We start from the raw sequence: 19234 nt of genomic DNA, 5'->3' as shown, positions 1-19234 counted from the left end.
ACGTTTCGTAGATTTCCTGCCGCGGAATCGCCGCTATGTGCCTGTTGTGCATCTGGGAACTACACAGCGGCCACGTTGTGGCCCGCTTGGTAGGTGAACAAGGCCGATAACGTGGCCGGAAGTTGGCCTCATACAAAAATTCAGCCCCCGCTGCTCACTGAACTGGCCCCCGAAAGTTGGACTGGTTTAATTCTAGGCGGTTAGGGCTTCAAGGGTCTGATTTCGATATTGCATCGGGGTCAGACCCTTGAGTCGTTGTTGGATGCGTTCGGTGTTGTACCACTGGATGTACTCGTCGATGGCCTGGTTGAACTCTGCGACGGTGTCGAAGACTTCTCCGTGGTACATCTCGGTTTTTAAGTGCCCGAAGAAGTTCTCCATGACCGCGTTGTCGTAACAGTTGGCTTTACGCGACATTGACTGAACACCGCCGTTGTCATGAATGAGGTTGCGCCAGGACGAATGCTGGTACTGGAAACCTTGATCGGTGTGCATCATCCACCCAGGCTCAGGCGCACACGTTTTAATCGTTTTAGTTAAAGAATCGGCGGTAAACGTTGTCGACGGCGATGTAGCCACGGTGTGGGCAACGATTGAACGGTCGAACAGATCCATCACCGGTGACAGGTAGACCTTGCGGCCTGCGACCCTGAACTCGGTGACGTCGCTAACAAAGACGGTATTTGGCTTATCTGGAGTGAACTTGCGGTCAAGTGTGTTGTCGGCAATGTGGCTGATCGTCCCGTTATAAGAAACATATGGCCTGCGCTGGCGGACCTTGGCTCGAAGCCCCATCTCGCGCATGAGTTTGTAGACGAGCTTGTGATTGACCACCCACCCCTGGTTGCGCAGGTCAAGTAGCACTCGTCGGTAGCCGTAGCGATACTTGTTGCGCTCGAAGCTTCCCCGGATCGCGTCTTTGAGCGCAGCGTGCTTATCCGGATCGCTGAGTCGTTTCTGGTGATAGAAGAATGTCGACCGTGCCATGCCGGCCGCATCCAAAAGGTATTGCAGACGATGCCGTGACTTGAGGATGACAATCGCCTGGACCTTCAGGCGTGTCCCTGATTCCTCAAGTCCCGCAATTTTTTTAGATATGCGTTTTCCGCTTCCAACCGCGCGATCTGGCGACGCAGCTTCGCTTCCTCCGAAAGCGGCTTCGGCGTGCCCGAACCCTTGGGCCTGCCCTTCGGCTTCGGTTTTAGTGCCTCATCGCCACCTTTACGCCATTTCCTCGACCATCCGCCGACCAAGTGCTCTGATGACAGGCCAAACTCGCGCGCAAGATCCATCGCTGTCTCACCAGAAAGGTGGCGTTGGACAACTTCGGTCTTGATTTCGAACGAATACTGCTGCTTAGTCGGTTTTTCCACAAGACATAGTCTGCCATGCAGCTTAAACCGACGACAGAGCATACGGGCGGCGTATGTGGAGACACCAAGAGCAGTAGCAGCGGCACGATAGCCCACGCCTTGCTCAAATAGTTCAACCAACTGCTCCCGCTGATGCTCACTCACCAAACTTCGAGCTCTCAATGAAAACTACTCCCCACTAATCGGAAACTGATTTCTCAGTCCAACTAATGGGGAGCAGTTCACACGATGAGCGCGGGGGCTGAATGCTAGGTGGCCGGTTTAGTTACTGCAGGCCGAACTGATCCCAAGCGGCAGGGGAGAGGTTCTGGTACACGTGCTTGTGCTCCTGGTACTCAGCCAAGCCGGTGGGGCCAAGCTCGCGGCCGTTGCCGGACTGCTTGTAGCCGCCCCACTCTGCCTGCGGCAGGTACGGGTGGAAGTCGTTGATCCAGATGGTGCCGTGGCGCAGGGCGCGGGCAACGCGCTCGGCGCGGCCGGCGTCGGAAGTGTAGACGGCGCCAGCCAGGCCGTACTCGGTGTCGTTGGCGATGGCGATGGCCTCCTCCTCGGTGGTGAAGGTCTCGATGGTCACGGTCGGACCGAAGGCCTCGTCGTGCACGCAATCCATCTCGCGGGTAGCGCCATCAATGATGGTTGGCAGGTAGTAGACGCCGGCGCCCAGGTCGGTGGTGCCGGTGCCGTGCTGGCCGTTGGTGTCCTTGCTGGTGGCGGCGCGGCCACCGGTGAGGATCTTGGCGCCCTGCTCGCGTGCCTTGTCTACGTAGGCGGCGACCTTCTCGCGGTGCTCGGCAGAGATGAGCGGGCCAGTCTCGGCCTTTTCATCGGTCGGGCCGCCGATCTTGATTTTATTGGCGCGCTCTACCAAGGCGTCGACGAACTTATCGTGGAGGGACTCTTCCACGACGATGCGGGAGCCTGCGGAGCAGACCTGGCCGGAGTGGAAGAAGGCGCCATTGAGGGCGTTGTCCACGGCGACGTCGAAGTCGGCATCGGCAAAGATGACGTTCGGGTTCTTGCCACCGAGTTCGAGCGCGGTGCGCTTGACGGTCTCGGCTGCATTCTTGGCGATGATCTTGCCGGTGACCAGGCCACCGGTGAAGGAGACCATGTCCACGTCTGGGTGCTGGGACAGCGGGTTGCCGCAGTTAGCGCCGGCGCCGGTGATGAGGTTGCCCACGCCGTCCGGCAGGCCGCATTCCTTAAGGGCGGCCATGAGCAGCATGGCGGTGTGCGGGGTGAGCTCCGCCTGCTTGAGGACGAAGGTATTGCCGGCGGCTAGGGCCGGGCCGACCTTCCAGGAGACCTGCAGCAGCGGGTAGTTCCACGGGGTAATCAGGCCGCAGACGCCAACGGGCTCGGCGTCGATGCGCGAGCGCAGGTTGGGATCCTGCGGGTCGACTACGCGGCCGGCCTGGTGCTGGGCCAGGGTGCCGAAGAACTCGAAGGCGTTGGCGATGTCATCCATATCGCCCAGGGATTCCTCGTAGCGCTTGCCGGTATCGGCGGACTCGGCCTGTGCGAAAAGTTCCTTGTGCTCGCGGATGAAATCGGCCACGCGGATGACGAGCTTGCCGCGCTCGGCAGCCGGCGTATTGGCCCATTCGCCGTTGTCGAAGGTTTCACGTGCAACCTTGATGGCACGCTCGGTGTCCTCGTCGGAGGCCTCGGAAACCAGGCCGACGGTGGAGCCATCGGCCGGGCAGATGATGGTACGGGTCTCGCCGCTCTGGGCGGCTTCCCACTTACCGTTGATGAACAGGGACTTCGGGGCGCCGTCGGCATGCACGCCCTTCAGCAGCTCGGTCTGGGTGGGGTCGAACAAAGTGTTCTGGGTGCTCAAGTGAAAAGCAACCTTTCTCTCATAGAGGTAGTTGTACTGGCCAGCTTAGCTATCTTCGCGCCAGGTGCGCTCGGGCTCGGCGCCATCGGAGACATCGGAATCGCCCGGCTGGGTCTGCTGCATGTAAAGGAAGGCCAGGTGACGCTCGTAAAGGTCCAGCACGTTGTTGATGATCTGGTTCTCGGAATAGCCGTAGACGTCATAGCCCAGCGAACCGGTCATATCGTAGACCTCGAGGCGGTAGTACTCATCGCCCTCGCCTGTGCTGAAGTCGGGGCGCTCGGCCGCGACTGGGAAGAGCTGGTAGCGAAACATGCGTTCATTGTGCAGCTTAACTTCGAGGTCGAGCTGGGGAAGTTCGACGTCGGGAAGCTCGCTGGTGAGCAAGAGGGCATCGTAGCCGCGAGTGCGCATGTGCGTTGCCACCTGCTCGAGGGCGTAGGTAGCGGTTTCGCGCAGGTAGGTATCCATCTCCTGCTTGGAGGGGTAGGTATTGGCGCGGTCGAGGCGATTCTTCCATAGGTTGGAATCCGAAGGCTCGCGCTCGGTGCGGGAGGAAATCACGCCGTGCATAGCGGTGGTGCGGGCCTCGCGCTGGACGTTTTCCAGGCGCAGGGACTTCCACAGGGAGAACATGATGAGGTAGACCACGAACGCGAAGGGCAGGCCCATCACGACGGTCGCGGACTGCACGGTGGCGATGCCGTCGATCTGCAGCAGTGCCAGGGTCAGCGCGCCCACGGTGACGGACCAGAAGATGCGCAGCCAGCGCGCGCCATCCTGGCGGTTATCGGTAATGCGGGAGGTGAAGTTGGACATCACCAGCGCGCCGGAGTCGGCCGAGGTGATGTAGAGCAGCAGTCCGATGAAGGTGGTCAAGAAGATGACGATGCCGGAGCCTGGGAACTCGTGCAGCATGTCGTAGAAGCCCTGTTCCGGCACGTTGATCGCGTTTTCGGCGAACTCGGGGTAGTCACCGGAGCGGACCATGTCCAAGGCAGTGTTACCGAAGAAGGACATCCACATCAGGATGAACAGGAACGGGAAGGTCAGGGTGCCGAAGATGAACTGGCGCAGGGTGCGGCCGCGGGAGATGCGGGCCAGGAAGAGGCCGACGAAGGTAGCCCAGGCGATCCACCATGCCCAGAAGAAGAGGGTCCAGGACTGCATCCAGGTATCCACGGTGGCCTGGTCATCGGCAAAGGCGAAGGTTTCCATGGTCCAAGACGGGAACTTTGCAACGTAGTCACCGATATTGGTCACGATGGCATCGAAGAGGTAGGCGGTCTTGCCAAAGACCACGACGTAGACCATCAGCGCGATGGCCAGATAGACGTTGAGCTCGGAGAGGAAGCGAATGCCCTTATCGACGCCGGATACGGCCGACAGCGTGGCAATGGCCACCGCAATGATAATGAGGGCGGACTGCAGGCCCAGGCCCTGCTCGATGCCGAAGATGAGGTGGAAGCCATAGGACAGCTGCACCACGCCGATGCCCAGGGAGGCGGTCACGCCGAAGACGGTGCCCAGCATGGCCGCGATATCCACCGCGGAACCGATAGGGCCGTGCACGCGCTTGCCGATGAGCGGATAGAGCGCGGAACGGATAGCCAGCGGCATGTTCAGGCGGTAGGCAAAGTAGCCAAAGGCCATGCCCATAAGGGCATAAAGCGCCCAGCCGGTGAGGCCATAGTGGAACATGGCATAAACCACGGCTTCCTTGGCGGCCTCCATGGTCTCGCCGTCCCCGACCGGTGGCTGCATATACATGGTGACCGGCTCGGCCACGGCGAAGAACATGAGGTCCACGCCGATGCCAGCGGCAAAGAGCATGGACGCCCAGGAGAAGGTATTGAATTTTGGCCGCGAGTGGTCCGGTCCGAGGCGGATATTGCCGGCATTGGAAAAGGCAATATAGAGCACGAAGACCACGGCGATGGTGGCGGTGAGGACATAGAACCAGCCAAGGTTGTGGCCGATCCAGCCGGTCACACTGGCGAGGGTTTCTGCCGCGGAATCGCGGCCGAGCCCAGCATAGAGCGCCATGGCAATAATGAGGACGCCAGAGATGATAAATACCGGCCAGTTTGTCTTGGGAGCAGGGACCTGATCTGCGCCTACGGCATCGCCGGTTTCGGCCTTGTAGCTGCCGACGAGGGCGCGGACTTGGTAGCGCGGACTGCGCTTCTTGGGCTCTCCAGAGGGGGTTGCGAGAGAGGTGTTTTTACCCCCTTCTTGGGGGGCTTTACTTGAAGTGTGAGACTCCTCAGGATCGTGAGGGTCAAAGTTAGCCATCTACTTCTCCTATTGTTGGTTGGTTTGGGCCGAATCTTTCGCACGGGTGCCCCAAAATGCTCACAAGATCGCAGGGAGAGATAGGTGAGTGAAATGAATCATATTCGGGCGAACTATGCGCAAAGACTTCGGATTTCATCTCCAGAGACATCCATCCGGACAAGGTAAATATACATTAAGATGGGCAAACTTCTAGAGGGATGTGTATTCTGGAGGTAGTGCCCGCACATAAGGCGATGTGAATAAATGCAGACTTTTGTATAAATTACAATATTTTCACTTCCGGTGGGGCAATCTTGACGTGTGAAATATTTCACAGAAAGAAGGGGATTTATGGGTTTTATGGACAAGCTGACCAAGAAGCGCTCCGCTAAGAAGGTCACCGATGAAGTAAGCGACGTAGTCGTCGTTGGCGGTGGCTCCGCAGGCTCCGTCATCGCCGCACGCCTGACCGAAGACAAGAACACCCGCGTGCTGGTCCTCGAGGCCGGACGCCCAGATTCCCTGTGGGATCTGTTCATCCACATGCCATCCGGCTTCTCTTTCCCGATTGGTGCAAAGAACTACGACTGGATGTACGAGTCCGATCCGGAGCCGGAGATGAACGGCCGCCGCGTCTACCACGCCCGCGGCAAGGTCCTCGGTGGTTCTTCCTCCATCAACGGCATGATCTACCAGCGCGGTAACCCGATGGACTACGAGAAGTGGGGCCAGAACCCAGGCATGGAAAACTGGGACTTCGCCCACTGCCTGCCGTACTTCAACCGCATGGAGACCGCCGCTGCGGCCGAGCCGAACGATCCGCGCCGTGGTCACGATGGCCCGCTGTACCTCTCCCGCGGCCCGGCTACCTCCGAGCTCTTCCAGGCCCTGTTCAAGTCCGTGCAGGAGGCCGGCTACAACCTGACCAATGACGTCAACGGTTACCGCCAGGAGGGCTTCGCGCCGTTCGACCGCAATATTAAGAACGGCAAGCGTTGGTCCGCTGCCCGCGCTTACCTGTACCCCAACATGGATCGCGAGAACCTCGAGATCCGTACCCGCGCGTTCACCACCAAGATCCTCTTCGAGGGCCAGAAGGCCGTCGGCGTTGAGTATGAGTGGCAGGGTGGCGTTCACCGCGTGTACGCCGAGAAGATCGTCCTGTCCGCTGGCGCCATCAATACCCCGCAGCTGCTGGAGATTTCCGGCATTGGTGACCGTGAGATTCTGGAGAAGCACGGAATTGACGTCGTCAAGCACCTGCCGGGTGTGGGCGAGAACCTGCAGGACCACCTTGAGGTCTACATCCAGTATGAGACCACCAAGTCCACCGCTTCCTCCCAGCCTTACCTGGATAAGTGGCGCTGGCCGTTCATGGGCCTGCAGTGGCTGCTGACCCACAAGGGCCCGGTTGCTACCTCCCACTTCGAGGGCGGCGGCTTCGTGCGCTCCAATGAAAATGAGGATTACCCGAACCTCATGTTCCACTTCCTGCCGATGGCCGTGCGTTACGACGGCCAGAAGGCGGACGTCAAGCACGGCTTCCAGTGGCACGTGGGTCCGATGTTCTCCGATACTAAGGGCCACGTTCACATCAAGAGCGCCGATATCCACGACAAGCCGTCTATCCTCTTCAACTACCTGAAGACCGACCAGGACCGCCGCGAGTGGGTTGAGGCCGTGCGCGTTGCCCGCTCCCTGCTGGATACCAAGGCCATGGAAGAGGTCGGCGCCCGCGAGTTCAGCCCGGGCCCGGATGTCCAGACCGATGAAGAGATCTTGGAATGGGTCCGCAACGATGGCGAGACCGCGCTGCACCCATCCTGCACCGCCAAGATGGGCGCGGAGTCCGATCCGATGGCCGTGGTTAACCCGGACACCATGGGCGTGTGGGGCGTTGAGGGCCTCTACATTGCGGATGCCTCCGTCTTCCCGTCCGTGACCAACGGCAATATCTACTCCCCAACCATGATGGTGGGCGAGAAGGCTGCCGACCTCATCGCCGGCCGCACCCCGCTCGAGCCGAACCACGCCGAGTGGTACAAGGCTAAGCAGGATATGCCGCTCTACGCTGAGGGCGAAGCAGTCCGCGATCACAAGCACTCCATCCAGGGCGCTGACCACTAAGCACCATCCCGCTGGATTGCTCTAGCGCCGCGTTTCCCATCCTTGGGGCGCGGCGCTTTTGCTTGCCGACGTCCCCCTTTCCCACCGCGCACCCTTCCGCCTGACCAGAACCATGGTTTAATCGCCTGGCAAGGAATCAGGGCCAATGTAATGAAGCGCCAGAGTAAAGGAGGACAGTGATGCTCAGCATTATCGCTGTAGTCATTAGTATCGTTTTCGCCGTTGCGGTTGTTAAAAAGCTCGATGACATCGATGCGCATTTGAAGGAGCTGCTTGCCTCGCGTGAAGATGGCGAAACACCGCGTTAATCGTGCGGGTGGCTAAGGAGATGGTGAACGAATTTCGAATTAACCAACTGCAAAAGGCCCATACTGACCGTGAAATGGAATTTTCCTGCGATGTAGCTTGAAGGCTATGGCTTCGTAGACCAAAGTGGTTTCCAAGCAGCAGTTCCAGTACTTCGTACGTGGGGTAGCCAACACCGCCGACTTCAAGGAAGTATCATTCCCGGATACCAGCGAAAAGAGTTAGTCATTTGGCTATTAGAAAGCTTCGCTACGTGTGGTTCGACCCGTACGCAATGTCCGTGAGTGTCTAGCCCTTGATGGAGAACCTGGTGTCAGTGTCGCTGGCCGCACCGACGCCGCCGTCATGTCCGCCGACACCCTGTTCATCACCATCCCCACAGGGGTGGGTGTGGACATTCACGTGAAGATTCTGGAGAATTTCGCCGCCCACGTCGCCCCCTCGTTGTTGGCAGCCGAACCGTGAAGGACCAGTCATCGCCTATCCCATCGACTAATACTTGCAGGTCGCAGGACTTTCGCGTGACTGTTAGTTCAGCCCATTTTAAATAGTTCACCGCACACTGTATAGTTCAGCATATGCTGACTATTGCTTCGCGCCTCGACGTCATGAACCGGCTCGGCCGGGCCATGGCTGATCCGACGCGCTCCCGAATCCTGCTAACCCTACTAGACGGTCCGAGCTACCCGGCCGTGCTCGCGCAAAGCTTGGATCTGACCCGCTCGAACGTCTCGAACCACCTATCCTGCCTGCGCGATTGTGGCATTGTCGTCGCTGAGCCGGAGGGCCGCAAGACCCGCTACGAAATCGCCGATCCCCACCTCGCGGCAGCGCTCGAAGCGCTAGTCAACGCGACACTGGCCGTCGACGAGAATGCCCCCTGTATCGACACTGAGTGCTCGGTGCCCGACTGCGGCGAGAAAGGAACGAACGCATGAGTTCAGCATGTGGATGCGAACACGAAACCGGCACGGAGATTGACGAGCTCGATCGGCCATGGTGGAAGGACCCTGAGCTACTGCTGCCGATCTTCTCCGGCGTAGCCCTCATAACAGGACTGGCGCTGGACTGGTCCGACTTGGAGACGCCCGCGACGGTACTGTATTGGGTTGGCCTGCTGTTGGGCGCTTACACGTTCGCGCCTGGAGCGATCCGAAACCTTGTCACGAAGCGCAAGCTCGGCATTGGCTTGCTAATGACGATCAGCGCGGTCGGCGCGGTGATCCTCGGATTCGTCGGAGAGGCCGCGGCGCTAGCGTTCCTGTACTCGATCGCCGAGGCACTGGAAGACAAGGCGATGGACCGGGCCCAAGGCGGACTGCGGGCGCTGTTGAAGCTGGTACCGCAGACCGCGACGGTGCTGCGCGACGGCACAGCGGCCGAGGTCGAAGCGAAGGACCTCGAGGTTGGCGAGCTAATGCTCGTGCGCCCCGGGGAGCGGATCGCCACGGACGGCATCATTCGGTCCGGGCGCTCCAGCCTTGACACCTCAGCGATCACCGGAGAATCCATTCCGGAGGAGGTTGCGCCCGGCGACGAAGTGCCTGCGGGAGCGATCAACTCCGCCGGGGTGCTGGAGGTCGAGACGACCGCAGCTGGAACGGACAACTCGCTGACCACACTCGTGGACCTAGTCGAGCAAGCGCAGGCGGAAAAGGGCGACCGCGCCCGGATCGCCGACCGGATTGCCCAACCCCTAGTGCCCGGGGTGATGATCCTGGCGGTGCTGGTCGGCGTGATCGGCTCGCTGCTGGGCGACCCTGAGACGTGGATCACCCGTGCGCTGGTAGTCCTGGTCGCAGCGTCGCCGTGCGCGCTGGCAATCTCCGTGCCGCTGACGGTCGTGGCCGCGATCGGCGCGGCCAGCCAGTTCGGAGTGGTCATCAAGTCCGGCGCGGCGTTCGAGCGACTCGGCGGCATCCGTCACCTGGCAGTGGACAAAACCGGAACCCTTACCCGCAACCAGCCTGAGGTTACCGGAGTGGTCCCGGCAGACGGATTCGATCGGCCGCAGGTGCTTTCCTTCGCGGCAGCAGTTGAGCAGCAATCGACACACCCCCTCGCTGCGGCGATCGCGGCAGCGGGGCCCGAAGCGCCCACCGCCTCGGACATCAGCGAGGAAGCTGGGCATGGCATCGGCGGCACCGTCGAAGGCCGACGGGTGCTGGTGGGCAGCCCCCGATGGATCGACGCCGGGCTACTGAAAGCAGACGTTGAGCGCATGGAGTCCGAGGGCCAGACCTGCGTCCTGGTCACCGTCGATGACGCTCTCGCCGGGGCGATCGGGGTCCGCGACGAGTTGCGGCCCGAGGTGCCCGAAGCCGTGCAGGCCCTGCACGCCAACGACGTGGAAGTAAGCATGCTCACCGGCGACAACACTCGCACCGCCCGGGCGCTGGCTGGAATCGCCGGAATCAACGACGTGCGCGCCGAGCTGCGCCCTGAGGACAAGGCAAGCATCGTCGCCGAATTCTCCTCCAAGACGTCGACAGCGATGATCGGCGACGGCATCAACGACGCGCCGGCACTGGCGGGCGCGACGGTGGGCATAGCGATGGGAGCGACCGGCTCTGACGCCGCGATCGAGTCCGCTGACGTCGCCTTCACCGGCCACGACCTCCGGCTAATCCCGAAGGCGCTGCAGCACGCCCGCCGAGGAAGCCGGATCATCAACCAGAACATCGTGCTGTCTCTGGCCATCATCATCGTGTTGTTGCCACTGGCGATCAGCGGCGTGCTGGGCCTGGCCGCCGTCGTGTTGGTTCACGAGGTCGCCGAAGTGATCGTGATCTTGAACGGCCTGCGGGCTGCGCAAGCGAAGCACTGAGGCTGTGACCGGCAAGTCTCATAAGGGTTAAACCACACACGCCGAGCGGACACACCTTGGGCCAGGCACGTCATTCGAGTTTACGGTCCGTCTCCGTGGAATCGGGATCGTACTCGGTGATCTGTCCCTTCTCGGTGCGTGTGGGCACGGGGGCTGTGGGCGAGCCACCCCCGGCACGTGCCCCAGCCGGTCAAGGGCCCCGAGCGCTCGGCGTCTCCAGCGCAGATCGTGGAAGGATCGAACTTGCTCAGGGACCAAGCGTCACCGCGAGACTCTTTACGTCCTGCAACTTGAATAGTTCAGCGGCCTTGATACCGCGGACATCCATTCGGAGTGTCGCCGAGTCTCATCGACACAGCCTGCGACTACCTGGGCAGTGTGTTTGACAAAGGACCCCACCCTCATCAGCGTTGCCGAGCCCTCGCCGTTCCAGTTGCCGTAACCGACTAGATGCAGATTCTTCACCGCGGTTTCGCGGCCGCGCATGAGGTGGCGGAATAGACCGAGAGCCGAACGAAAACCAGCGCACCAGATCAGATGGTCGTGGTCGTGCTCACTAAAGTTATTGAAGATGGGGGGATGTCCCCGAGGTTCGGGCCGGAATCGCCGCCGAGAATCCGGCGGCGGCCGCGTCGGCGAACGAACAGGCCGCGCTTCAACCTACCCCCAATAACGCGAAGCGTCATCAACGCCCCGCGTTACACGTTTAATTTGAACTCCACAGAGTGTCGGCGCAGTTTAACGTGTGCGAGATTCATTCTTGGACCCAGCCCAGTCGCTGGCGTTAACCTTGCACAAAACTACGGCGATGGTCCTGGACGGCCTTGCTGACTGAGCACCCGGCACCTCCATTACAGGCGTTCGTGCTCCCCACATCCTTCGCTCAAGCGGACTGCTATCCCGTAAACCGATGTTGTCACCCCTCCAGGACGGTAGCCTTATCAACCCAGCGAGCCAATAGGCTGAAAGCCGCGAGCTGCTCCAACGCGACTTGCTCCTCACCACCGTCGTGTGGAACATGCATCCCGGGATTGCGGATAGCCGCGTACAAGCCCTCTGCAAAGGCGCGGGCGCCCCGATGCAGGTTCTCAAACGTCTTACTGCCATCATTTTCCATAAGCCGAAGGCGCGGCGCATTACGTTTCGGATCATGGAGTGAAAACGCCTCGTTGAAAAGTGCTGTTTCAGATACGTCTAGGCGGTTCAGTTTCGCTTGGGTCTCTGCATTGACGCGGATGGCAGCCTGCATCACGGCTTGATGGTAGTGTCCGTGATTCCAGTAACCCTTGCCATTTTCCCACGCCCACGGATGCAGATTGGCTGCATCTAAGTCTGGCGTATTCTCTCCGAGCTTTTCAGCGAGTTCAGACCGACGTTCAAGCGCTGTCTTGGCCCGGGCCGCTTGACCCCTCAGCCAGCTATACTCCTTGTCCTGGACCGGGAGTCTTTGTTTCCACCCGGGAAGCACTCGGTCAAGGATCATTTCAACGACATGGGCGCGTGCCGCAGCCTCAGTCGGCGATCCACTCATAACGGTTCCAAGGTAGGCGATGCCCGGGCCCATGTCGGGGACTACCTTCGCTGTGACTTGCAGGAACGCGTCTATCTCATTGATCGCCCACTCGGGGTCCAGCTCGGCCATACCTCCATTATGACGTATGGGGCTGACATGGCCGGAGAGAACTGGTCTGATGCCCCCACCAGAAACACCCCGCATTGTTGCAGGCGCGCTGACGCGCGCCCATCATGGAAACCATGAGCGATCCCAACTTCACGATCCGCCAGATCACCTTCGACTGCCACGATCCCTCAAAGCTCGCCAAGTTTTGGTCTGCCGCAACCGCCTGCGAAATCGCCGCGGATTACGGCGATTTCGTGATGGTTGATTCCACCCCGGCGCTGGGATTTCAGCGCGTTGAGGAGCCGACACCTGGGAAAAACCGCATGCACGTCGACGTTGGCGGGGCGGAGCGCGAAACTTTAATAGAACGCCTCAAAGACCTAGGCGCCACCGAACTCACCACCCACGAAGCGCCGGGATTGGTGTGGACCGTCATGCAGGACCCGGAAGGCAACGAGTTCTGCGTGGGTAACCCCGGGGCCTAGCTACACGTTGAACTTGAACTCGACGGGGTTCAAGTCATCCGCGTGGCCCCGCGGTCGACCGGCGCCGGGTTGATGTGTGCGTTGGGGTGTGCAGCGGCACAGTGTTTTGGGTCACGGCATTTTTGGCTGGCCTCTCCGCGGTGATCGCCGCGCGGCCGAGCGTGCTGGGTGCGCTGCAACTTATTGGTGGGCTCTTTCTTATCTATATGGGTGTGTCCTCGATTCGTTCCGGGTTTGCATCCCGCCGCGCGCCCACCGTGGTGGTGGGCACTGAGAATTACACGGAACAGGCCATTGCGGCCGGCAGCATTGATGACATGACTGGGTGGCGCGCCTATAAGCTCGGAGTGGTCACGAACCTGTCCAATCCGAAAGCGCTCGTTTTCTTCGGCGCGGTTTTCGCGCAGTTTATTCGCCCCGATATGTCGCCCACGTGGACCGTTGCGGTGGCGGTAATCCTCTTGGCGATGTCCTTGACGTGGTTTTCTACCTTTGCTCTCATTGTGCGCGCAGCATCGCGCTGGATTGCGCATCATTCCGCGGCCATTGACATCGTTTCGGGACTGATCTTTGCGGTACTGGGCCTTGTGATGGCCGTAGAGGGCGCACTCGAGCTCCTCGGCTAGTGCGGCCCGTGGGCTCCTAAAAGAAGATAGATTGAGAAGCTACCTAAATCACAGAACTTACCTGTTTCGCTGCAGGTGAGAGACTTCTTATAGTGGCATGCGTTAATCTAATCGCATGCGAGTATGGAGGTGTTAGGTGGCTATTAGCGCCCTGGTGACCTTAATGGGTGTGTGGTTCGCGGCGATGGCCTCGCCGGGCCCAGACGTAGTGCAGATTATTCGCTTGGGCGCGCGCTCCACGCGCGCGGCGGTATGGGCGGCACTTGGTAGCACTACCGGCCTTACCATTTGGACCGTGGCCTCCTTGGCGGGGCTGTCCGCGCTGATTTCCGCGCACCCTGGCATTCTGGTGGCGCTGCAGGTTCTCGGTGGCTGTTACCTGCTGTGGATGGCCTATACCGCCATTACCGGTGGCATCAAGGAGCGGCGCGCGCCCGCAACCGTCGTGGGCACCGAAACCCGCGCCCCGCAGCCGCGCGGGTTTACACCGGACGGCATCATCAAGGCGGGCACTGCCTATCGCATGGGATTTATCTGCGATCTTTCGAACCCCAAGGTGGTCATCTTCTTTGGCGCCATCTTTGCCAATTTCATTGATCCCGGTATGGGCATCGGCGCCAATCTCATGGTGGGTGCCGTACTGATTCTGGAAAGCCTCGTGCTCTTTGTAGGCGTGGCTTTGAGTACCCGCGCGGTCTCGAAGTGGATGGCTAAGAACTCCGCCTGGGTGGATATTGTCAGCGGCGTGGTCTTCTTGCTGCTGGGTGTCATCATCCTTTTTGAAGGAGTGCGTGGACTTATAGCCATGTAATCTGGGGCCATGATTTTTACCACTACCAATACCGTTGATGGCTATGAAATCACGGACTATATCCGCATTATCGCCGGGGAAACGGTCATCGGTATTAATATGCTGAAGGATTTCGGGGCATCCATCCGCAATATCACCGGTGGACGCTCCGCCGGGTACGAGAGCGAGGCCATCAAGGCGCGTGAGGCGGCACTCGATGAATTGTGGCGTCGCGGTCAGGAGCTCGGGGCCGATGGTGTGGTGGGCATCGCCTTCGATTATTCGCCCATGGGAACGTCGAATGACATGCTGATGGTCACGGCCACCGGCACGGCGGTGAAGCTGCGCGCTCGTGATTAAAATCGGCAAGAAAACAATGGCCCTGTGCGCTGGGTTATGCGCGGCAGCCGGACTCATGGCGGGGTGCGAGGAAGAGCCGCCGTTGCCGGGCAGCGTGCCAAATGAATCGCAAGGCGCGGCCGATGGCTATATCACCACGCTGCCGGACGAGGGCACAACGGCCAATGGCCGCTACCAGATCATTAACCTGCAAAATCATCGCAGTTTTGTGGTGCACGTACCGTTTAATGTGGATAAGCACCACCGCCTGCCCGTGGTCGTGGCGATGCACGGCTATGAGATGGATGCAGGAAATATGTTCAAAGGCACCGACTTATCTCAGGGCGATGCCATTACCGTCTTTGTCCAAGGTGCGGGCAAGGCGTGGGCGCCGGCACCGTACGCGGTGACTAGCTTGGAGGATGACCTCAAATACGTCGATGACACGATTGATTTCGTTCGCCGCCACTATCCCGCCACGGACACCACCTATGGCGTGGGCTTTTCCAATGGCGGCGGATTTGCCCGCGCGGTGACGTGCAAGCGGCCGGGTCTATTCGACGCGGTGGCCACGGTTTCGGCGGCAAAGTATGACCGCGTGGAAAAGGACTGCGCCAGTGAGCCCACAGATTACCTTGATATTCACGGTACTGAAGACGTGTTGATGAAATATGGCGGTGGGCGCCAGCACGGTGCGCACTACCACTCGGTCAAAAAATCGCTACGCGGGATTGCGAAGGAGAATGGGTGCAATCCGTTTCCAAAGAGGCGTCGGAAAGAAGCGGTGGAGCACTTCACCTGGCGGGTATGTGATGCGCGCACTGAGCAGTACACCATCCACGGCGGCACGCACACGTGGAACGGCGGGGCCACGGACCATTCCGGTTTGGTGAAAGCGGAGTGGACCACCGATACGGTGCTGGATTTCTTCCATATCGCCCACCCGTAGCGATAGCCGCGCGCGGGCTGGGTAAGCTGGGCGGCATGCTAGACATTCCTATCAATGGCGACTCCATCAAATTGGGCCAGTTCATCAAGCTGGCCAGCTTGGTGGCTACCGGTGGCGAAGCTAAAGAGCTCATCGCAGAAGGCGTAGTTACGGTCAATGGCGAGCCCGAGACGCGCCGGGGCGCCATGCTCCACCCAGGCGATGAGGTGTGCATCGAGGATGCCTGCGCGCGTGTGGGCGAGCCGGACGATGACGATGATTACTTCGATGAAGCCACGGCCGACGATGACTTTGATCCAGAAAAGTGGAGGAATATGTAGATGCCAGCATTCGAAGCTGAAGTGGGCATGCCCTACTGGATCGACCTGACCACCTCGGACCCGCGCAAGTCCGCACACTTTTACGAGCAGGTGCTGGGCTGGGAAATTTCCGCCGAGTCCGGCGAAGATAATCCGTACCAGATGGCGCGCCTGCAGGGCCTGCCCATCGCTGGGCTGATCCCGCAGCCGGAGGAGGCCCCCATGCCGGATACGTGGGTGACCTACTTCCTGTCCAAGGACATCGCGGGCGATTGCCAGCGCGCGCAGAACCTCGGCGGGCGCATCCTAGTCGAGCCGCAGCAGGTGCAGCTGGGGCACATGGCCCTGCTTGTCGACGCCGCCGGGGGCATGTTCGGCCTCATCCAGCCCGCCGGCCCGGAGCACTTCGTGGCCGCCGGCGAGCCCGGCACCCCGGTCTGGCACGAGCTCACCGCTACCTCGGGCTTTCAGAGCGCGATGGATTTTTATGGCGAGCTTTTCAACTGGGAAATCCGCGCCATGCAGTCCGAAGATGAGAACTTCATCTACGCCACCGCGGAAGAAGACGGTGCGCCGTTTGCTGGACTGTGGAACGCCGAGGGGCAGTTCCCGCCGCAGGTCCCGAGCTTCTGGCAGACCTATTTGGGCGTTCGCGATATCGACGCCGCTGCGAAGAAGGCCGTGGAACTAGGCGGCGAGGTCATCCGCGAGCCATGGGATTCGCCCTTCGGCCGCATGTGCCTTTTGGCCGATTCCACCGGCGCAACCATCACCCTCACCGAGGTCGAAGACGCCCCCGAAGAGGAGCCGACCGAATCGGATGACGTCCTGGGACTCGACCCGCAGTAATTGCGATGAGTGAGTCGCCACTGGTCAAGCGCGTATTGGCGGTCGTTGCCGTAATCCCGCCCGGCAACGTCACCTCCTATGGCGAGGTGGCTAAGGTGGCCGGCTGCGGCGCGCGCAACGTCGGCACCGTATTAAAGCGCCACGGCGGCGGTGCTGCATGGTGGCGCGTCGTCCGCGCCGATGGCGCCTCCCACGATCCCGCCCGCGCCGCAGAATTCTGGGATCGCGAGGCCATCGCGCACGCTGGCGGCCGCGTTAAAATGCACGAGCACGGAATCGACGCCCGCGAATTACAGGAGTTGATGGAGTGAGGGCCTGGTTCATCCTTTTTCTCGCGATAACCAGCGAGGTCGTGGGTACCATCGCGCTGAAATACGCCGTGGACCATTTCTGGATCTACGGTGTGGCCGCTCTTTGCTTCATCCTCGCCTTCGTGCTGCTGCACCGCGTCATGCAAGAAGGCGTCAACGTGGGCGTGGCCTACGGCCTCTGGGCATCTGGTGGAGTCATTTCCACTGCGCTGCTTTCCGCCGCGCTATTTGGCGAGCCGCTCGGCGCAGTAAAGCTCGCCGGCATCGCGCTCATTATGGGCGGCGTCTTCTGCGTGGAAATGGGCGCTAAGCCGGACAAGGACCACGACCGCACCGTGGAGGTGGCGCCGCAATGATCTGGTTCCTCCTTTTCCTCGCCACCGCCATTGAGGTCACCGGCACGCTGTGCCTGCGCATGTCCGCGGTAACCGGCCGCCGCTTCTGGGTGGCGCTCGTTGCCCTGTGCTATGTCTCTGCCTACGGCTTCTTGGCGCTCGTGCTAAAGGCCGGCATGGATCTGGGCGTGGCCTACGGCATTTGGGCTGCTACCGGTGTTGCTTTGACCGCCATTGCCTCGTATCTCCTGTTCAAGGAGCCGTTTACTTGGTTAAAATCTCTCGGCGTGGTACTCATTGTCGGGGGAGTGCTGCTCGTAGAAGCCGGGGCATAGCACTGACAAAACAAGCACGTTTCGTCTCTCACGGAGCATGAAAAGGGCGAAACGTGCTTGTTTTGTATGAAGGCGGCGAGCTTTAGCGGATGTAGGCGAGGGCGTCGTCGGCAGTGCTGTGGCTATAACTCTCATCGGCCTTGGCGAGCTTATTGCCGCGCAGTACCAGCCATATGCTCAGCGGGTAGAGGATAAGCGCTACCGTGACGGCCTGGATGATGGCGGCGACCTCGGAATCGTGCAGGTAGTTCCAGCAAAAGTGGAGGAGAAAAGCGGCGGCTAGGTAGCCGAGGAAAACGCCGATGCGCCACCACAGCGGTTTGGCCGCGGCATAGAGTGCCCAGCCGATGCCCCAGCCGGCCAGCGCGGTGAGCAAGACGTGCAGGCCAGGGCCGGCGATAAGCCGTAGGCCCCACATCTCAAATAGGCCCTGAATATCGCTATTGGGGTGCATGGTGGCACCCATGGCGCCGTAGAGGATGTTCTCGCAGGCCTCGAAGCCTAGGCCTACCACTGCGCCCACTATCCAGCCATGCCACGGGCGGTTGAGCTGGCGGAAGGACATGAGCACGAAGATAACGCCGGTAGCCTTGGAGATTTCCTCTGGGTAGGCGCCGCTCCAGGACATCATGGCATCGACCCAACCGGTGCCAATGGCGAGCTGCATGACAGGACCGGAGCTGATAAGCGCTAGGGCTACGGCCACACCGCCGCCCCAAAGGAAAGCCAGTAGGGCCCACAGGCGCGCCGGGCGTGCCCACATGGGGCTGCGTTGCAGCAGGTAGATGACCAGCGTTACGAGCACGGCGGCGATGAGCAGGCTGAGCAGGCCCATCAGGGGAGAGATTAAGAATGTGCTCAACGTCTGGACCAAGAATGCAATGAGGCCAACACCGGAGAGGATCCACAGCGTGGTGCGAAAGAGCTTGGACATCTAGTACATCAACTCCCCGGAGAAGTCAGCGAATTCTGCATCAGCATCGGCGGGTAATTCCTCTTGGCCGAAGGCATGCCAGATGCGCGAGGTGGTGGCCCGGGCCTGATCGCCCTTTCCGGTCACGGTGACCACCCAATCTTTGTTTTCATCCTCGCCGGTGCCGTCGAGGGAGAGGGCGGCGGTGGAGGAGGGGGCGTCGGCAAGCAGGAGCGCTCCATTCGTGCCGTCAAAGGTAGGGGCGTCGGCCGGCAGGGAAGCCATGGCGAGGGCGCGAACCATGCGGCGCAAGGTGGTGGCATCGTCCTTGGCGTCCTCGGTGAGGGTGGCCTGTACGCTGACATCGCCGCAGGTCCAGCCGATGCTGGCGAGGGATTCATAATCGCGCTCGCAGTAGAGATCGGGAACGTCAATCTTCCAGTCCTGGCTGGGCTCGGTCAGGGTGACCTGCTCGACGTCTGCGGAGGAATCAGCCAGCGCCGCCTGCACAATTGTGGGCAGAGCGAGAACCACCGCCACGAACGCAATAACGGCGAGGAAAAGGCGCCGCGGATGGGCTGGAGGAAAGCGATAAAATTCCATAGCCCACACCTTATCTTGCTGCTTTG

20 protein-coding genes and 1 pseudogene are annotated in these 19234 nt (G+C 60.6%); 15 read left to right on the top strand and 6 right to left on the bottom strand.

Annotated elements, in window-relative coordinates; genetic code table 11:
* Positions 1-192: 192 nt before the first annotated feature.
* From QP941_RS07150 to betT, 3 genes and pseudogenes are all read right to left on the bottom strand, one after another.
* Positions 193-1489 (bottom strand): annotated as a pseudogene (locus QP941_RS07150) (IS3 family transposase).
* A gap of 149 nt (positions 1490-1638) precedes the next feature.
* A complete protein-coding gene (locus QP941_RS07145; RefSeq protein WP_284868512.1) occupies positions 1639-3216 on the bottom strand; it encodes an aldehyde dehydrogenase family protein in 1578 nt (525 codons plus the stop codon).
* Positions 3217-3261: 45 nt separating this feature from the next.
* Entirely contained in the window at positions 3262-5511 is a 2250-nt protein-coding gene (gene betT, locus QP941_RS07140; protein WP_284868511.1) for a choline BCCT transporter BetT, read from the bottom strand.
* A 333-nt stretch (positions 5512-5844) separates the two neighbouring features.
* Between betT and betA the strand changes: the two genes are divergently transcribed.
* The 5 genes from betA to QP941_RS07115 all read left to right on the top strand — a co-directional run bounded on the left by betA (position 5845) and on the right by QP941_RS07115 (position 10753).
* Positions 5845-7620: a choline dehydrogenase gene (gene betA, locus QP941_RS07135; protein ID WP_225746137.1), complete on the top strand. Its 1776-nt coding sequence runs from the start codon at positions 5845-5847 to the stop codon at positions 7618-7620.
* 179 nt (positions 7621-7799) lie between these two features.
* Positions 7800-7928: a chemotaxis protein gene (locus QP941_RS07130; RefSeq protein ID WP_284868510.1), complete on the top strand. Its 129-nt coding sequence runs from the start codon at positions 7800-7802 to the stop codon at positions 7926-7928.
* Between the two features lie 253 nt (positions 7929-8181).
* A complete protein-coding gene (locus tag QP941_RS11670) occupies positions 8182-8391 on the top strand; it encodes a hypothetical protein (RefSeq protein ID WP_284868509.1) in 210 nt (69 codons plus the stop codon).
* Positions 8392-8504: 113 nt separating this feature from the next.
* Positions 8505-8864 carry a Cd(II)/Pb(II)-sensing metalloregulatory transcriptional regulator CmtR gene (cmtR, locus tag QP941_RS07120; protein WP_284868508.1) on the top strand — a complete coding sequence of 120 codons (360 nt, stop codon included), beginning with the start codon at positions 8505-8507 and terminating at the stop codon, positions 8862-8864.
* Positions 8861-10753: a heavy metal translocating P-type ATPase gene (locus tag QP941_RS07115; RefSeq protein ID WP_284868507.1), complete on the top strand. Its 1893-nt coding sequence runs from the start codon at positions 8861-8863 to the stop codon at positions 10751-10753. The genes cmtR and QP941_RS07115 overlap by 4 nt, the downstream gene beginning before the upstream one ends.
* Positions 10754-11669: 916 nt before the next feature.
* Here the strand turns inward: QP941_RS07115 and QP941_RS07110 are convergent.
* Positions 11670-12395 (bottom strand): TIGR02391 family protein, encoded by a 726-nt coding sequence (locus tag QP941_RS07110; RefSeq protein WP_284868506.1) that lies wholly within the window; start codon positions 12393-12395, stop codon positions 11670-11672.
* 113 nt (positions 12396-12508) lie between these two features.
* On the opposite strand from QP941_RS07110, the gene QP941_RS07105 reads away from it, so the two are divergent.
* From QP941_RS07105 to QP941_RS07060, 10 genes are all read left to right on the top strand, one after another.
* Complete coding sequence (locus QP941_RS07105; RefSeq protein WP_316986310.1) at positions 12509-12859, top strand: VOC family protein; 351 nt, start codon at positions 12509-12511, stop codon at positions 12857-12859.
* Positions 12860-12960: 101 nt separating this feature from the next.
* Entirely contained in the window at positions 12961-13485 is a 525-nt protein-coding gene (locus QP941_RS07100) for a LysE family translocator (protein WP_284868505.1), read from the top strand.
* Between the two features lie 136 nt (positions 13486-13621).
* Entirely contained in the window at positions 13622-14296 is a 675-nt protein-coding gene (locus QP941_RS07095; RefSeq protein ID WP_005323229.1) for a LysE family translocator, read from the top strand.
* 9 nt (positions 14297-14305) lie between these two features.
* A complete protein-coding gene (locus QP941_RS07090) occupies positions 14306-14635 on the top strand; it encodes a YbjQ family protein (RefSeq protein WP_049358954.1) in 330 nt (109 codons plus the stop codon).
* A gap of 16 nt (positions 14636-14651) precedes the next feature.
* A complete protein-coding gene (locus tag QP941_RS07085) occupies positions 14652-15563 on the top strand; it encodes a CE1 family esterase (protein WP_284868504.1) in 912 nt (303 codons plus the stop codon).
* A gap of 35 nt (positions 15564-15598) precedes the next feature.
* Positions 15599-15883, top strand: a complete 285-nt coding sequence (locus QP941_RS07080; RefSeq protein WP_005323225.1) for an RNA-binding S4 domain-containing protein — start codon at positions 15599-15601, stop codon at positions 15881-15883.
* On the top strand, positions 15884-16711 hold the full coding sequence (locus tag QP941_RS07075; RefSeq protein WP_284868503.1) for a VOC family protein: 828 nt from the start codon (positions 15884-15886) through the stop codon (positions 16709-16711).
* A gap of 5 nt (positions 16712-16716) precedes the next feature.
* Complete coding sequence (locus tag QP941_RS07070) at positions 16717-17022, top strand: MGMT family protein (RefSeq protein ID WP_284868502.1); 306 nt, start codon at positions 16717-16719, stop codon at positions 17020-17022.
* Entirely contained in the window at positions 17019-17378 is a 360-nt protein-coding gene (locus tag QP941_RS07065) for a DMT family transporter (protein WP_284868501.1), read from the top strand. Before QP941_RS07070 ends, QP941_RS07065 begins: the two co-directional genes overlap by 4 nt.
* Positions 17375-17692, top strand: a complete 318-nt coding sequence (locus QP941_RS07060) for a DMT family transporter (protein WP_005323220.1) — start codon at positions 17375-17377, stop codon at positions 17690-17692. The genes QP941_RS07065 and QP941_RS07060 overlap by 4 nt, the downstream gene beginning before the upstream one ends.
* Before the next feature lie 82 nt (positions 17693-17774).
* Here the strand turns inward: QP941_RS07060 and QP941_RS07055 are convergent, their stop codons facing one another.
* The gene (locus QP941_RS07055; RefSeq protein WP_284868500.1) at positions 17775-18626 is read right to left on the bottom strand and encodes a PrsW family intramembrane metalloprotease; all 852 of its coding nucleotides are present in this window, start codon (positions 18624-18626) and stop codon (positions 17775-17777) included.
* Complete coding sequence (locus QP941_RS07050) at positions 18627-19208, bottom strand: hypothetical protein (protein WP_284868499.1); 582 nt, start codon at positions 19206-19208, stop codon at positions 18627-18629.
* Positions 19209-19234 lie beyond the last annotated feature (26 nt).

Origin of the sequence: Corynebacterium sp. MSK150, assembly GCF_030229215.1 — a bacterium.
In the GTDB taxonomy this organism is placed as follows: Bacteria; Actinomycetota; Actinomycetes; order Mycobacteriales; family Mycobacteriaceae; genus Corynebacterium.
Note: the sequence above shows the minus strand (reverse complement) of the source record. Positions and strands in the feature narration are given on the sequence as shown.